Origin of the sequence: Pseudomonas sp. DC1.2, from assembly GCF_034351645.1 — a bacterium.
Lineage (GTDB): Bacteria > Pseudomonadota > Gammaproteobacteria > Pseudomonadales > Pseudomonadaceae > Aquipseudomonas.
In genome coordinates this window covers 4,967,665-4,983,778 of record NZ_CP133782.1, presented here as the reverse complement: position 1 = coordinate 4,983,778, position 16,114 = coordinate 4,967,665, and the positions used below count along the sequence as shown (strand labels likewise).

Below are 16,114 nucleotides of genomic sequence, written 5' to 3'. Positions count from 1 at the left end.
GTTCTTACAATAGGGTTTCTATGCAACCGCTCTGCGCATGGCTATTATTCGGGCCTCATTGTGAGGCGAGACTTGCATGCTGACGTTGTTAAAGCTTCTTGGGGATGGCCGATTCCATTCAGGACAGGCCCTTGGCGTTGCCTTAGGTATAAGTCGCAGTGCCGTTTGGAAACAGCTTCAGCATCTGGAGGCTGAACTGGGCTTGTCTATACATAAGGTTCGCGGTCGCGGCTATCAATTGGCGATGCCAATGACGCTTCTCGATCCTGCCGAGATAGCTGAAAAGTCGCCTGCGAGCGGTTGGCCCATCCAGGTACTCGAGTCTATTGATTCAACCAACGCGCATGCCTTGCGTGCCGTAGGGCTGGGTGAGGTCGCACCATTTCTGGTACTTGCTGAACGGCAAACAGCAGGTCGGGGGCGGCGCGGGCGCAAGTGGGTCAGTCCGTTTGCTGAGAATATCTATTACAGCTTGCTGTTGCGCATTGAGGGTGGAATGCGGCAGTTGGAGGGGTTGAGTCTGGTTGTTGGCCTCGCTGTCATGCATACCTTACGAGGCCAGGGGATTCCTGGTGTCGGGTTGAAGTGGCCCAACGACCTTCTTGTGGGTCAAAAAAAAATCGCGGGTATATTACTCGAGTTAGTAGGCGATCCAGCCGACGTTTGTCATGTGGTGCTGGGTGTCGGAATTAATGTGAATATGAAGGAAGCTGATGAGGTTGATCAGCTATGGACGTCCATGCTGCTTGAATCTGGTAGGGCGTTCGACCGTAATCATCTGGTCGCAGAGCTGAGTAGGACGCTCCAGGCGTATTTGGAGCGACATCGGGTAGAGGGTTTTTTAGCCATTCGAGATGAGTGGGAGAAGAGCCATCTATGGCAAGGGCGAGCAGTGTCATTGATTGCAGGCGTTAATCAAATTGATGGTGAGGTGATGGGTATCGATGCCCAGGGCGCCTTGCGTTTGAGGGTGGGGGGAGTGGAGAGAGTTTTCAGTGGTGGTGAGCTCAGTCTGAGGTTGCGAGATGATTCTTGAGCTCGACTGCGGAAATAGCTTCATCAAGTGGCGTGTGCTTGATGTGGATGCTAAAAGAGTTTTTGGTGAGGGTGCGGTCGACTCGGATTTCGCGCTGCAGGAAAGCTTGAAGGCGCTTGAGGGGCTTGCTCTTACTCACTGTCGTTTGGTTAGTGTAAGAACAGCTGATGAAACCAGTGCCCTGGTATCACTGCTTGCCGAATCTTTTGGTGTGATTGTGGCGTGCGCGACGCCGGCTCGTGAAGCCTCAGGTGTCCGCAATGGTTACAGCGAATTCGAGCGGCTCGGGCTTGATCGTTGGCTTGCAATGGTTGGCGGTTTCCATTTGGCGGCAGGTGCATGCGTCGTACTTGATTTTGGTACGGCAGTTACCGCCGACTTTATTGCGCGTGATGGTGAGCATCTCGGCGGATTCATCTGTCCTGGGATACCTCTGATGCGTAACCAATTACGTACTCACACCCGCAGAATTAGATATGGAGATTTCGCGGCCGAGCGTACCTTGGAAAGCCTTGCGCCGGGTCGTACAACAGTCGAGGCGGTAGAGCGAGGGTGCCTGCTGATGCTGAGGGGCTTTGTTATCGCTCAGTTGGACCTGGCGCGAGGCTATTGGGGTGAGGATTTTTCAGTATTTCTCACCGGGGGAGACGCGGGCTTGGTCTCGGAGATCGTGCCTGAGGCCCGGGTTGTTCCGGACCTGGTGTTTGTAGGTTTGGCTATGGTCTGCCCGTTGTCTTGAGGTCTATATGCGTTGGTTGTTCCTGCTTTTTCTAGTGCTTAATGTGTTTTATTACGTCTGGCATCAACAAGAGGCGCCGCTTCGTGCGAAGGATGTAACGCCCCTAAGCCTGTATCGAGGTTCTCAGCAAGATATTCGTTTGTTGAGCGAGGCGCCTGATTTGGGGCGTGACAAGACAAAATCCGATCAGATTGATAGCGGCTGCCTCTATCTGGGCGGCTTTAGTCGCCAAGACATTGCTCAAGCAGTTGAGCGACGATTGTCGGGGATAGATGTTACGTCTCAATCAATGCCCAAGGACTCGCCTTTGTTTGGAGGCTACTGGGTTCGCGTCGCGCCTGAAAGCCGACGCTTGGTGAGTGACCTGGAGTTACAAAACCTTTCGAAAGAATTCAATGAGTTAAAACATAAAATAATGCCCTGTGAAGGGGTTGCGCCTGTCGAATAGTTTGCATAGAATGGCGCCCGCTTCGCAGTGAAGACCTTTAGGGGTTGGCAGTGTGACGCAGCGTCAACGCAGGTAACCTCAGGTTTTTAATGAGAAAATGCTTGACAGAAGGCCGGCATGATATAGAATGCCGGCTCGCTTAGGAGGGGTTCCCGAGCGGCCAAAGGGATCAGACTGTAAATCTGACGTCTACGACTTCGAAGGTTCGAATCCTTCCCCCTCCACCATTTTTAGCGAGAGCTGCAAGCCTCGCGGGTATAGTTTAGTGGTAGAACCTCAGCCTTCCAAGCTGATGATGCGGGTTCGATTCCCGCTACCCGCTCCAAGTTTGCAGGTCCTGCAAAGTGTTGCGCTCTTGTAGCTCAGTTGGTAGAGCACACCCTTGGTAAGGGTGAGGTCAGCGGTTCGAATCCGCTCAAGAGCTCCATATAACAAGGCAGATATGAAAATATCTGCCTTTGTTTTAATGGTTGGTGTTACTTGCTCAATTCTTCTGCTGGGAGTGATTTCGATGGCTAAGGAAAAGTTCGAACGTAACAAGCCGCATGTTAACGTCGGTACCATTGGTCACGTAGATCATGGTAAGACTACTTTGACTGCGGCTCTGACTCGAGTTTGTTCTGAAGTCTTCGGTTCCGCGAAGGTCGATTTTGATAAGATCGATAGCGCCCCAGAAGAAAAAGCGCGCGGTATTACAATTAACACTGCTCATGTTGAGTACGATTCTGCGGTGCGCCATTACGCGCACGTTGACTGTCCTGGTCACGCCGACTACGTAAAGAACATGATCACTGGCGCTGCTCAGATGGATGGTGCAATCTTGGTCTGCTCGGCCGCTGATGGTCCGATGCCGCAGACTCGTGAGCACATACTGCTCTCTCGCCAAGTTGGCGTTCCGTACATCGTTGTTTTCCTGAATAAGGCTGACATGGTTGATGATGCGGAGCTGCTTGAGTTGGTTGAGATGGAGGTGCGCGATCTTCTGAGTGTTTATGATTTTCCGGGTGATGATACCCCGATCATTATTGGTTCTGCGCTCATGGCGTTGAACGGTCAAGACGATAACGAGATGGGCACAACTGCCGTTAAGAAGTTGGTTGAGACCCTCGATAGCTATATTCCGCAGCCGGAGCGTGCTATTGATAAGCCTTTCTTGATGCCGATTGAGGATGTTTTCTCAATCTCTGGTCGCGGTACTGTGGTGACTGGTCGTGTTGAGCGTGGCATTGTTCGTATTCAAGAAGAAGTTGAGATTGTTGGTCTTCGCGACACTGTCAAAACTACTTGTACGGGCGTTGAAATGTTTCGTAAGTTGCTCGATGAAGGTCGTGCAGGCGAGAATTGTGGTGTGTTACTTCGTGGTACTAAGCGTGATGATGTTGAGCGAGGCCAGGTTCTGGTTAAGCCGGGCACTGTCAAGCCGCATACCAAATTCACCGCAGAGGTTTATGTTCTGAGTAAGGAGGAGGGTGGTCGTCATACGCCGTTCTTCAAGGGCTACCGTCCGCAGTTCTACTTCCGTACGACTGATGTGACTGGTAACTGCGAATTGCCAGAAGGTGTTGAGATGGCGATGCCGGGCGATAACGTCCAGATGACAGTCACCCTGATCAAAACCATCGCGATGGAAGATGGTCTGCGTTTCGCTATTCGTGAAGGCGGTCGTACCGTCGGCGCAGGTGTCGTTGCGAAGGTTATCGAGTAAATTGTTGTAATGTCTTTTTCGGGCCGGCATAATGGTCGGCCTGATTTTGTTTTAGGTCAGTAGCTCAATTGGCAGAGCGACGGTCTCCAAAACCGTAGGTTGGGGGTTCGATTCCCTCCTGACCTGCCAGATTCACTCGGTGTGTCTGGCTTTCTTTTCACAGGATCTTCATAGATGACTCCTAAAGCTGAAGCTCAAGCCTCTCGCTTCGATTTGCTCAAGTGGCTAGTAGTAGTCGTCTTGGTGGTTGTTGGCGTTGTTGGTAATCAGTATTACTCTGCGTCGCCGATCCTGTACCGTGTACTCGCTTTACTTGCCATTGCTGCTGTAGCTGCCTTTGTAGGCCTGCAAACAGCCAAGGGCAAGTCTTTCTTTGTACTGGTTAAGGAAGCTCGCACCGAGATTCGTAAAGTCGTGTGGCCTACTCGCCAAGAAACCACGCAGACCACCCTCATTGTGGTGGCTGTTGTTCTGGTTATGGCGTTGCTGTTGTGGGGGCTTGATTCCCTGCTCGGTTGGCTTGTTTCCTTGATTGTCGGCTAAGGGTGTCCCGTGGCTAAGCGTTGGTACGTTGTGCATGCTTACTCCGGTTACGAGAAGCATGTAATGCGCTCGTTGGTAGAGCGCGTAAAGCTGGCTGGCATGGAAGATGGCTTTGGCGAGATTCTGGTTCCCACTGAAGAAGTGGTTGAAATGCGTAATGGCCAGAAGCGCAAAAGCGAACGTAAATTCTTTCCAGGCTATGTGCTGGTTCAGATGGACATGAATGAGGGTACTTGGCATTTGGTCAAGGACACTCCTCGTGTTATGGGTTTCATTGGCGGTACGGCCGATAAGCCGGCAGCAATCACAGACAAAGAGGCAGAAGCAATTCTGCGTCGCGTCGCTGATGGTAGCGATAAGCCTAAGCCGAAGACTCTCTTCGAGCCGGGCGAGTCGGTGCGTGTCAATGACGGGCCGTTTGCTGACTTTACGGGCACGGTCGAAGAAGTTAACTACGAAAAGAGCCGGATCCAAGTGGCAGTGCTCATTTTCGGTCGCTCTACTCCGGTAGAGTTAGAGTTCAGCCAGGTCGAAAAAGTCTAGCTGAGCAAGCATCCCAACCCCGCAGCCCTGGCTGTGGGGTTTTGTCGTCACTGGGATAAACGCGCAAGTAACCGGGGAGCCTTTTAAGGCGTTTGAACCCGTAATTGGAGTGCCTCATGGCCAAGAAGATTACCGCTTACATCAAGCTGCAAGTGAAAGCCGCTCAGGCTAACCCAAGCCCACCTGTTGGTCCTGCACTGGGTCAGCATGGCGTGAACATCATGGAGTTCTGCAAGGCTTTCAACGCCCGTACTCAGGGTCTTGAAGCTGGTCTGCCGACTCCAGTGATCATCACTGTCTACAGCGACCGTAGCTTTACTTTCGAAACAAAATCCACACCTGCTTCGGTTCTTCTGAAGAAGGCTGCTGGTTTGACTAGCGGTTCCGCTCGTCCGAATACAGTTAAGGTTGGCACTGTCACTCGTGCTCAGCTGGAAGAAATCGCGAAAACAAAAAACGCGGATCTGACTGCAGCTGATATGGATGCGGCCGTGCGTACTATCGCCGGTTCTGCTCGTAGCATGGGCCTTAACGTGGAGGGTGTGTAATGGCTAAGCTGACCAAGCGCCAAAAGGCTATCGCCGGCAAAATCGAAGCTGGCAAGTCCTACAATTTTGTAGACGCCGCTGCACTGCTGGCTGAGCTGTCGACTGTCAAGTTCAGCGAGTCGTTTGACGTTGCTGTAAACCTTGGCGTTGACCCGCGTAAATCTGACCAGGTTGTTCGTAGCGCTACTGTGCTGCCACACGGCACTGGCAAGACCGTTCGCGTTGCTGTGTTCACCCAAGGCCCAGCTGCTGAGGCCGCTCTGGCTGCCGGCGCTGACCGTGTAGGTATGGACGATCTGGCTGCCGAAATGAAAGCCGGTAACCTGAACTTCGACGTAGTAATCGCATCCCCGGATGCAATGCGCGTTGTGGGTCAGTTGGGTCAGATCCTCGGCCCACGTGGCCTGATGCCTAACCCTAAAGTCGGCACCGTAACTCCAGACGTAGCTACTGCGGTTAAGAACGCAAAAGCTGGTCAGGTTCGTTATCGCACCGACAAAAACGGCATCATTCACACCTCCGTTGGCAAAGTCGGTTTCGACGCCGTCAAGCTGAAGGAAAACGTTGAAGCCCTGATCTCTGATCTGAAGCGCATCAAGCCGGCTTCCTCGAAAGGCATTTACGTTAAGCGCATCACCCTGAGCACCACCATGGGTCCGGGCCTGGTCATCGACCAAGGTTCGCTGGAAGCGTAAGACAAAAATTGGTGCAAGCGATTGCGCCGATTGAAGCAAATTGGGGTCCCTGCCTGGCGGGGGCTATCCAAGACCGTAGGCGACGCAAGTCTTAAACCATAAGCCTACGCAGATGGTGCTCCCGGTTCCTTACCGAATCAGACACCAAAACGACATCCGGCTTCGGTTGGATGAAACGGTAACAAGCAGGAGTTAAACCCGTGGCAATTAAACTCGAAGACAAGAAGGCCATCGTCGCTGAAGTCAACGAGGCTGCCAAAGTTGCCCTGTCCGCTGTTGTGGTTGATGCCCGCGGTGTGACAGTAAGCGCTATGACCGGACTCCGTAAAGAGGCTCGTGAAGCTGGCGTTTACGTACGTGTTGTACGTAACACCCTGCTAAAGCGCGCTGTTGCCGACACTGAATACAGTGTTCTCAACGACGTGTTCACCGGCCCGACCTTGATCGCGTTTTCCAACGAACATCCAGGCGCTGCTGCCCGTTTGTTCAAGGAATTCGCTAAAGGTCAGGATAAGTTCGAGATCAAGGCAGCTGCGTTCGAGGGCAAGTTCCTCGCAGCTAATCAGATCGACGTACTGGCAAGTCTGCCGACCCGTGACGAAGCAATTTCTCAGCTGATGAGCGTGATTCAAGGCGCAACCAGCAAATTGGCTCGTACTCTGGCGGCCCTTCGCGACCAGAAAGAAGCCGCCGCAGCCTAAAGCTGAGCGACTCCTTTCAGCGTTTATTGTTTATTTCGATGGCCGCGTAGGCTGTCACCCCAATACAGGAATTTATAGTCATGTCTCTGACTAACGACCAAATCATCGAAGCAATCGGCGAAAAATCCGTTCTGGAAATCGTTGAGCTGATCAAAGCAATGGAAGAGAAGTTCGGCGTTTCCGCTGCTGCTGCTTCTGCTGGTCCAGCTGCTGTTGCAGCTGTTGCTGAAGAGCAAACTGAATTCAACGTCATGCTGCTGGAAGCTGGCGAGAAGAAAGTTAACGTCATCAAGGCAGTACGTGAACTGACCGGTCTTGGCTTGAAAGAAGCCAAGGCTGTAGTTGACGGCGCTCCTGGCGTGGTTCTGGAAGCTGTTTCGAAAGACGCAGCTGACAAAGCCAAAGCTACTCTGGAAGAAGCAGGCGCTAAAGTCGAGCTGAAGTAAGCATCGACTTTGCGTCTCCAGCCCGAGCGTTAAGCGAAAGGCTGATGGCTGGTGGCTCTTGCCACCGGCCTTTTTCCGTTATTGGCAGCCGACTGGGTCGGTGCTGATAACGTGCTGTAACCACCCGATGCGGTGGAGCAAACCATGGGGTTTGCACGATTTTCTGGCTGCTCCCGTCGGGAGGGGCCAAACAAGCAGGTGACCAAGCTGGGGAACGCTGATGGCTTACTCATATACTGAGAAAAAACGTATCCGCAAGGACTTTAGCAAGTTGCCGGACGTCATGGATGTGCCGTACCTCCTGGCCATCCAGCTGGATTCGTATCGTGAATTCTTGCAAGCGGGAGCGACTAAAGATCAGTTCCGCGACGTGGGCCTGCATGCGGCCTTCAAATCCGTTTTCCCGATCATCAGCTACTCCGGCAATGCTGCGCTGGAGTACGTCGGTTATCGCCTGGGCGAACCGGCATTTGATGTCAAAGAATGCGTATTGCGCGGTGTAACTTACGCCGTGCCTTTGCGGGTAAAAGTGCGCCTGATCATTTTCGACAAAGAATCGTCGAACAAAGCGATCAAGGACATCAAAGAGCAAGAAGTCTACATGGGTGAAATCCCCCTGATGACTGAGAACGGTACCTTTGTAATCAACGGTACCGAGCGTGTAATCGTTTCCCAGCTGCACCGTTCCCCGGGCGTGTTCTTCGACCACGACCGTGGCAAGACGCACAGCTCCGGTAAACTGCTGTACTCCGCGCGCATCATTCCTTACCGCGGTTCGTGGTTGGACTTTGAGTTTGACCCGAAAGACTGCGTATTCGTGCGTATCGACCGTCGTCGCAAGCTGCCAGCATCGGTACTGCTGCGCGCGCTCGGTTACACCACTGAAGAAGTGCTCGACGCGTTCTACACCACCAACGTATTCCACGTGCAGGGCGAAAGCATCAGCCTGGAATTGGTGCCGCATCGCCTTCGTGGTGAAATTGCAGCCATCGATATTCTCGATGACAAAGGCAAGGTTATTGTCGAGCAGGGTCGTCGTATTACCGCTCGCCACATTAACCAGCTGGAAAAAGCAGGGATCAAAGAGCTGGTCATGCCTCTGGACTACGTCCTGGGTCGGACTACCGCCAAGGTCATCGTGCATCCGGCAACTGGCGAAATCCTGGCAGAGTGCAACACCGAGCTGAACACCGAGATCCTGGCAAAAATCGCCAAGTCTCAGGTTGTGCGTATCGAAACTCTGTACACCAACGATATCGACTGCGGTCCGTTCGTCTCCGATACGCTGAAGATCGACTCCACCAGCAACCAATTGGAAGCGCTGGTAGAGATCTATCGCATGATGCGTCCAGGCGAGCCGCCAACTAAAGACGCTGCCGAGACTCTGTTCAACAACCTGTTCTTCAGCCCTGAGCGCTATGACCTGTCTGCGGTCGGCCGGATGAAGTTCAACCGTCGTATCGGTCGTACCGAGATCGAAGGTTCGGGCGTGTTGTGCAAAGAAGACATCGTTGCGGTTCTGAAGACTCTGGTCGACATCCGTAACGGTAAAGGCATCGTCGATGACATCGACCACCTGGGTAACCGTCGTGTTCGCTGCGTAGGCGAAATGGCCGAGAACCAGTTCCGCGTTGGCCTGGTACGTGTTGAGCGTGCGGTCAAAGAGCGTCTGTCGATGGCTGAAAGCGAAGGCCTGATGCCGCAAGACCTGATCAACGCCAAGCCAGTGGCTGCGGCGGTGAAAGAGTTCTTCGGTTCCAGCCAACTCTCGCAGTTCATGGACCAGAACAACCCGCTGTCCGAGATCACCCACAAGCGTCGTGTGTCTGCACTGGGCCCTGGCGGTTTGACTCGTGAGCGTGCTGGCTTTGAAGTGCGTGACGTACACCCGACTCACTACGGTCGTGTGTGCCCGATTGAAACGCCAGAAGGTCCGAACATCGGCCTGATCAACTCCCTGGCCGCTTATGCGCGTACCAACCAGTACGGCTTCCTCGAGAGCCCGTACCGTGTGGTGAAAGACGCTCTGGTCACCGACGAGATCGTGTTCCTGTCCGCCATCGAAGAAGCTGATCACGTGATCGCTCAGGCTTCGGCCACGATGAACGACAAGAAAATGCTGATCGACGAACTGGTAGCTGTTCGTCACTTGAACGAGTTCACTGTCAAGGCGCCGGAAGACGTCACCTTGATGGACGTATCGCCGAAGCAGGTTGTTTCGGTCGCCGCGTCGCTGATCCCGTTCCTCGAGCACGATGACGCCAACCGTGCGTTGATGGGTTCGAACATGCAGCGTCAAGCTGTACCTACCTTGCGCGCCGACAAGCCGCTGGTTGGTACGGGTATGGAGCGTAACGTAGCCCGTGACTCCGGCGTTTGTGTCGTGGCTCGTCGTGGCGGCGTGATCGACTCCGTTGATGCCAGCCGTATTGTGGTTCGTGTTGCAGATGATGAAGTTGAAACCGGCGAAGCTGGTGTCGACATCTATAACCTGACCAAATACACCCGCTCCAACCAGAACACCTGCATCAACCAGCGTCCGCTGGTGCGTAAAGGTGATCGGGTTCAGCGTAGCGACATCATGGCCGACGGTCCGTCCACCGATATGGGTGAGCTGGCGCTGGGTCAGAACATGCGCATCGCGTTCATGGCCTGGAACGGTTACAACTTCGAAGACTCCATCTGCCTGTCGGAACGAGTTGTTCAAGAAGATCGCTTTACCACGATCCACATTCAGGAACTGACCTGTGTGGCGCGTGACACCAAGCTTGGGCCTGAAGAGATCACTGCAGACATCCCTAACGTGGGTGAAGCTGCACTGAACAAACTGGACGAAGCCGGTATCGTTTATGTAGGTGCCGAAGTGGGCGCTGGCGACATTCTGGTGGGCAAGGTCACTCCAAAAGGCGAGACCCAGCTGACGCCAGAAGAGAAGCTGTTGCGTGCCATCTTTGGTGAAAAAGCCAGCGACGTTAAAGATACTTCCCTGCGCGTGCCTACCGGCACCAAGGGTACTGTCATCGACGTACAGGTCTTCACCCGCGACGGCGTTGAGCGTGATGCTCGCGCACTGTCGATCGAGAAGACTCAACTCGACGAGATCCGCAAAGATCTGAACGAAGAGTTCCGTATTGTTGAAGGCGCTACTTTCGAACGTCTGCGTTCCGCTTTGGTCGGCCATAAAGCCGAAGGCGGCGTTGGGCTGAAGAAAGGTCAGGACATCACCGACGAAGTTCTCGACGGTCTTGAACATGGTCAGTGGTTCAAACTGCGCATGGCTGAAGATGCTCTGAACGAGCAACTCGAGAAGGCTCAGGCCTACATCGTTGATCGCCGCCGTCTGCTGGACGACAAGTTCGAAGACAAGAAGCGCAAACTGCAGCAGGGCGATGACCTGGCTCCAGGCGTGCTGAAAATCGTCAAGGTTTACCTGGCAATCCGTCGCCGCATCCAGCCGGGCGACAAGATGGCCGGTCGTCACGGTAACAAAGGTGTGGTCTCTGTGATCATGCCGGTTGAAGACATGCCGCACGATGCCAATGGCACCCCGGTCGACGTCGTTCTCAACCCGTTGGGCGTACCTTCGCGTATGAACGTTGGTCAGATCCTTGAAACCCACTTGGGCCTCGCGGCTAAAGGTTTGGGCGAGAAGATCAACCGGATGATCGAAGAGCAGCGTAAAGTCGCTGAACTTCGCACCTTCCTGGACGAGATCTACAACCAGATCGGCGGTCGTAACGAAGATCTGGATAGCTTCTCTGACCAGGAAATCCTGGATCTGGCGAAGAACCTGCGTGGCGGCGTACCAATGGCCACTCCAGTGTTCGACGGCGCCAAGGAAAGCGAAATCAAGGCCATGCTGAAACTGGCAGACCTGCCAGAAAGCGGCCAGATGCAGCTGACCGACGGCCGTACCGGCAACAAGTTCGAGCGCCCGGTTACTGTTGGCTACATGTACATGCTGAAGCTGAACCACTTGGTAGACGACAAGATGCACGCTCGTTCTACCGGTTCGTACAGCCTGGTTACCCAGCAGCCGCTGGGTGGTAAGGCACAGTTCGGTGGTCAGCGTTTCGGGGAGATGGAGGTCTGGGCACTGGAAGCATACGGTGCTGCTTACACTCTGCAAGAAATGCTCACAGTGAAGTCGGACGATGTGAACGGCCGGACCAAGATGTACAAAAACATCGTGGATGGCGATCACCGTATGGAGCCGGGCATGCCCGAGTCTTTCAACGTGTTGATCAAGGAAATTCGTTCCCTCGGCATCGATATCGATCTGGAAACCGAATAACACGTGACGCGAATCGAGAGCGGGGCATGATTGCCCGCTCTCTGCTCCGCCAGGAGGAAAGGCCTTGAAAGACCTACTGAATTTGCTGAAAAACCAGGGTCAAGTCGAAGAGTTCGACGCCATCCGTATTGGATTGGCCTCGCCTGAGATGATCCGTTCGTGGTCGTTCGGTGAAGTTAAAAAGCCGGAAACCATCAACTACCGTACGTTCAAACCTGAGCGTGACGGCCTGTTCTGCGCCAAGATCTTTGGCCCGGTAAAGGATTACGAGTGCCTGTGCGGTAAGTACAAGCGCTTGAAGCACCGTGGTGTGATCTGCGAGAAGTGTGGCGTTGAAGTCGCATTGGCTAAAGTTCGTCGTGAGCGCATGGCGCACATCGAGTTGGCCTCGCCAGTTGCCCACATCTGGTTCCTGAAGTCGCTGCCGTCGCGTATCGGCTTGCTGATGGACATGACCCTGCGTGATATCGAACGCGTTCTCTACTTCGAGAGCTATGTCGTTATCGACCCAGGCATGACCACCCTTGAGAAGGGTCAGCTGCTTAATGACGAGCAGTACTTCGAGGCGCTGGAAGAGTTCGGCGACGATTTCGATGCCCGCATGGGTGCTGAAGCTGTTCGCGAGCTGCTACACGCTATCGATCTGGAGCACGAGATTGGCCGTCTGCGTGAAGAAATTCCGCAAACCAACTCCGAAACCAAAATCAAGAAGCTGTCTAAGCGTCTGAAGTTGATGGAGGCCTTCCAGGGCTCCGGCAACCTCCCAGAATGGATGGTGCTGACCGTTCTGCCGGTTCTGCCGCCAGATCTGCGTCCACTCGTCCCGCTGGATGGTGGTCGCTTCGCGACTTCCGACCTCAACGATCTGTATCGTCGAGTGATCAACCGTAACAACCGCTTGAAGCGTCTGCTCGATCTGTCCGCTCCGGACATCATCGTGCGCAACGAAAAGCGTATGTTGCAGGAAGCCGTCGATGCGCTGCTCGATAACGGTCGTCGTGGCCGCGCTATCACCGGTTCCAACAAGCGTCCTCTGAAATCCCTGGCTGACATGATCAAGGGTAAGCAGGGTCGTTTCCGTCAGAACTTGCTCGGTAAGCGTGTTGACTACTCCGGTCGTTCGGTAATTACCGTAGGTCCGACCCTGCGTCTGCACCAGTGCGGTCTGCCGAAGAAAATGGCTCTCGAGCTGTTCAAGCCATTCATTTTCGGCAAGCTGGAAATGCGTGGTCTCGCGACCACCATTAAAGCGGCCAAGAAAATGGTTGAGCGCGAGCTGCCAGAGGTTTGGGACGTTCTCGCTGAAGTAATTCGAGAACACCCGGTTCTTCTCAACCGTGCGCCGACCCTTCACCGTCTGGGTATCCAAGCGTTTGAACCGGTACTGATCGAAGGTAAAGCTATCCAGCTGCACCCGTTGGTCTGCGCCGCGTACAACGCCGACTTCGACGGCGACCAAATGGCCGTACACGTACCGCTGACACTGGAAGCCCAGTTGGAAGCGCGTGCGTTGATGATGTCGACCAACAACATTCTGTCGCCAGCCAACGGTGAGCCAATCATCGTTCCGTCGCAGGACGTTGTATTGGGTCTGTACTACATGACGCGTGAAGCGATCAACGCCAAGGGCGAAGGTCGTGTGTTCGCGGATCTGCAAGAAGTTGACCGTGTGTTCCGTGCTGGCGAAGCTGCACTGCACGCTAAAGTCAAAGTGCGGATCAACGAAACTGTCAACGATCGTGATGGCGGCAGCGTTAAGAACACCCGCATCGTCGACACCACTGTTGGCCGTGCGCTGTTGTTCCAGGTTGTTCCACCTGGCCTGTCGTACGACGTCGTCAACCAGCCGATGAAGAAAAAGGCGATCTCGAAGCTGATCAACCAATGCTACCGCGTGGTTGGTTTGAAAGAGACTGTGATCTTCGCTGACCAGTTGATGTACACCGGTTTTGCCTATTCGACCATTTCCGGCGTTTCCATCGGTGTTAACGACTTCGTTATCCCGGATGAAAAGGCCCGCATCATCAGCGCTGCTACTGATGAAGTGAAAGAAATCGAAAGTCAGTACGCCTCCGGCCTGGTAACCCAGGGCGAGAAGTACAACAAAGTAATCGACCTTTGGTCCAAGGCGAACGACGAAGTATCCAAGGCGATGATGGCCAACCTCTCGAAAGAGAAAGTCATCGATCGTCATGGCGTCGAAGTCGACCAAGAGTCCTTCAACTCGATGTACATGATGGCCGACTCGGGCGCACGGGGTTCTGCTGCGCAGATCCGTCAGCTCGCCGGTATGCGTGGCCTGATGGCCAAGCCGGACGGTTCCATCATCGAAACGCCGATTACTGCGAACTTCCGTGAAGGTTTGAGCGTACTTCAGTACTTCATCTCCACTCACGGTGCTCGTAAAGGTTTGGCGGACACCGCGTTGAAAACTGCGAACTCTGGTTACCTGACTCGTCGTCTGGTAGACGTGGCGCAGGATCTGGTTGTGACCGAGGTTGATTGCGGCACGGAACACGGCTTGGTAATGACTCCGCACATTGAAGGCGGTGACGTTGTTGAGCCGCTGGGCGAGCGTGTATTGGGTCGAGTTATTGCCCGTGACGTGTACAAGCCGGGTACCGAGGAAATCATCGTTCCTGCCGGCACGCTGGTAGACGAGAAGTGGGTTGAATTCATCGAGCTGAACAGCATCGATGAAGTGATCGTGCGTTCGCCGATCAGTTGCGAAACTCGCTATGGCATTTGTGCCAAGTGCTACGGCCGTGATTTGGCTCGTGGTCACCAAGTGAACATCGGTGAAGCGGTCGGCGTTATCGCTGCCCAGTCCATCGGTGAGCCGGGTACCCAGCTGACCATGCGTACGTTCCACATTGGTGGTGCGGCAAGCCGGACCTCCGCAGCGGACAGCGTTCAGGTGAAGAATGGCGGTACCGTCCGTCTGCACAACCTGAAGCACGTTGAGCGAGTGGATGGTTGCCTGGTTGCGGTGTCCCGTTCCGGCGAGCTAGCGATTGCTGATGACTTCGGTCGTGAGCGCGAGCGTTACAAGCTGCCATACGGTGCCGTGATTTCGGTTAAAGAAGGTGACAAGGTCGACGCTGGCGCAATCGTGGCCAAGTGGGATCCGCACACTCACCCAATCGTTACCGAAATGAAAGGTACCGTGACCTACGTGGGCATGGAAGAAGGCATCACGATCAAGCGTCAGACTGACGAATTGACCGGTATGACCAACATTGAAGTACTCGACGCCAAAGACCGTCCAGCTGCCGGTAAAGATATCCGTCCTGCTGTGAAGATGGTTGATGACAATGGCAAGGATCTCTTGCTGCCGGGTACCGACGTAATTGCTCAGTACTTCCTGCCTGCCAACGCCCTTGTCGGTGTTGCGGATGGTGCGAAAATTGCGATCGGTGATGTTATCGCTCGTATTCCGCAAGAGACTTCGAAGACTCGCGACATCACCGGTGGTTTGCCGCGTGTTGCCGACTTGTTCGAAGCCCGTCGTCCGAAAGAAGCCTCGATTCTGGCTGAAGTCAGCGGCACCATCGCGTTCGGTAAAGAAACCAAAGGCAAGCGCCGTCTGGTTATTACGCCGAACGACGGTAGCGATCCGTATGAAGAGCTGATTCCGAAGTGGCGTCACCTGAACGTCTTCGAAGGCGAACAGGTTAACCGCGGCGAAGTTATCTCCGATGGTCCAAGCGATCCACACGACATCCTGCGTCTGCTGGGTGTGAGTGCGTTGGCCAAGTACATCGTGAACGAGATCCAGGACGTTTATCGTCTGCAAGGCGTGAAGATCAACGATAAGCACATCGAGACCATCCTGCGTCAGATGTTGCGTAAAGTTGAAATCGCTGAATCTGGCGACTCCACTTTCATCAAGGGCGACCAGATGGAATTGACTCACGTTCTGGTAGAGAACGAGCGTCTGGCGGGCGACGAGAAATTCGTTTCCAAGTTCACTCGCGTGCTGCTGGGTATCACCAAGGCGTCGTTGTCCACCGAATCGTTCATCTCGGCGGCTTCCTTCCAGGAAACCACTCGTGTACTGACCGAAGCGGCGGTAACCGGCAAGCGCGATTATCTGCGCGGCCTGAAAGAAAACGTAGTCGTGGGTCGTCTGATCCCGGCGGGTACCGGTTTGGCGTATCACAGCGAGCGTAAGCGTCGTCGTGAAGCGGACAAGCCGTTGCGCGTAAGCGCCAGTGAAGTGGAAGCTGCACTGACCGAAGCATTGAACTCAAGCGGTAACTGAGTTCTGCGGTAAATGAGCGTGAGGCCCTGGTCGCTGCGTTCATCCAATCTCGGCAATTTGTCGAGATTGGATGAGTGGAGAGATCGGGGCCTTGCCTTGACTGGGGGCAAGATCCTCTTTAGACTCTTGTACCCCTAAATTTGGCGGGAATT

The 16,114-nt window shown here is 54.2% G+C and carries 12 protein-coding genes and 4 tRNA genes; all 16 read left to right on the top strand.

Features of this window, described 5'->3' with window-relative positions; translation table 11 throughout:
• The first annotated feature begins 76 nt into the window (after positions 1-76).
• The 16 genes from birA to rpoC all read left to right on the top strand — a co-directional run bounded on the left by birA (position 77) and on the right by rpoC (position 15,962).
• Entirely contained in the window at positions 77-1,036 is a 960-nt protein-coding gene (birA, locus tag RHM68_RS22690; RefSeq protein WP_322219204.1) for a bifunctional biotin--[acetyl-CoA-carboxylase] ligase/biotin operon repressor BirA, read from the top strand.
• Positions 1,026-1,775 (top strand): pantothenate kinase, encoded by a 750-nt coding sequence (locus RHM68_RS22685; RefSeq protein ID WP_322219203.1) that lies wholly within the window; start codon positions 1,026-1,028, stop codon positions 1,773-1,775. The genes birA and RHM68_RS22685 overlap by 11 nt, the downstream gene beginning before the upstream one ends.
• A 7-nt stretch (positions 1,776-1,782) precedes the next feature.
• Positions 1,783-2,223, top strand: coding sequence for a hypothetical protein (locus RHM68_RS22680; protein WP_322219202.1), 441 nt, complete (start codon positions 1,783-1,785; stop codon positions 2,221-2,223).
• A 142-nt stretch (positions 2,224-2,365) separates the two neighbouring features.
• Positions 2,366-2,450, top strand: a tRNA-Tyr gene (locus RHM68_RS22675).
• A 24-nt stretch (positions 2,451-2,474) separates the two neighbouring features.
• Positions 2,475-2,548, top strand: a tRNA-Gly gene (locus RHM68_RS22670).
• 26 nt (positions 2,549-2,574) lie between these two features.
• A tRNA-Thr gene (locus tag RHM68_RS22665) sits at positions 2,575-2,650 on the top strand.
• A gap of 84 nt (positions 2,651-2,734) precedes the next feature.
• The gene (gene tuf / locus RHM68_RS22660) at positions 2,735-3,928 is read left to right on the top strand and encodes an elongation factor Tu (RefSeq protein ID WP_322223909.1); all 1,194 of its coding nucleotides are present in this window, start codon (positions 2,735-2,737) and stop codon (positions 3,926-3,928) included.
• A gap of 53 nt (positions 3,929-3,981) precedes the next feature.
• Positions 3,982-4,057: transfer RNA gene (locus RHM68_RS22655), tRNA-Trp, on the top strand.
• 45 nt (positions 4,058-4,102) lie between these two features.
• A complete protein-coding gene (secE, locus tag RHM68_RS22650) occupies positions 4,103-4,471 on the top strand; it encodes a preprotein translocase subunit SecE (protein ID WP_322219201.1) in 369 nt (122 codons plus the stop codon).
• 9 nt (positions 4,472-4,480) lie between these two features.
• The gene (nusG, locus tag RHM68_RS22645; protein WP_282379324.1) at positions 4,481-5,014 is read left to right on the top strand and encodes a transcription termination/antitermination protein NusG; all 534 of its coding nucleotides are present in this window, start codon (positions 4,481-4,483) and stop codon (positions 5,012-5,014) included.
• Positions 5,015-5,130: 116 nt separating this feature from the next.
• Positions 5,131-5,562, top strand: coding sequence for a 50S ribosomal protein L11 (rplK, locus tag RHM68_RS22640; RefSeq protein ID WP_003228756.1), 432 nt, complete (start codon positions 5,131-5,133; stop codon positions 5,560-5,562).
• Positions 5,562-6,257 carry a 50S ribosomal protein L1 gene (rplA, locus tag RHM68_RS22635; protein ID WP_201190738.1) on the top strand — a complete coding sequence of 232 codons (696 nt, stop codon included), beginning with the start codon at positions 5,562-5,564 and terminating at the stop codon, positions 6,255-6,257. Before rplK ends, rplA begins: the two co-directional genes overlap by 1 nt.
• A 200-nt stretch (positions 6,258-6,457) precedes the next feature.
• The gene (gene rplJ / locus RHM68_RS22630) at positions 6,458-6,958 is read left to right on the top strand and encodes a 50S ribosomal protein L10 (protein ID WP_322219200.1); all 501 of its coding nucleotides are present in this window, start codon (positions 6,458-6,460) and stop codon (positions 6,956-6,958) included.
• An 80-nt stretch (positions 6,959-7,038) separates the two neighbouring features.
• A complete protein-coding gene (rplL, locus tag RHM68_RS22625) occupies positions 7,039-7,404 on the top strand; it encodes a 50S ribosomal protein L7/L12 (protein ID WP_092277397.1) in 366 nt (121 codons plus the stop codon).
• A gap of 220 nt (positions 7,405-7,624) precedes the next feature.
• Positions 7,625-11,698: a DNA-directed RNA polymerase subunit beta gene (gene rpoB / locus RHM68_RS22620; RefSeq protein WP_322219199.1), complete on the top strand. Its 4,074-nt coding sequence runs from the start codon at positions 7,625-7,627 to the stop codon at positions 11,696-11,698.
• A gap of 64 nt (positions 11,699-11,762) precedes the next feature.
• A complete protein-coding gene (rpoC, locus tag RHM68_RS22615) occupies positions 11,763-15,962 on the top strand; it encodes a DNA-directed RNA polymerase subunit beta' (RefSeq protein ID WP_322219198.1) in 4,200 nt (1,399 codons plus the stop codon).
• The last annotated feature ends 152 nt before the right edge of the window (positions 15,963-16,114 follow it).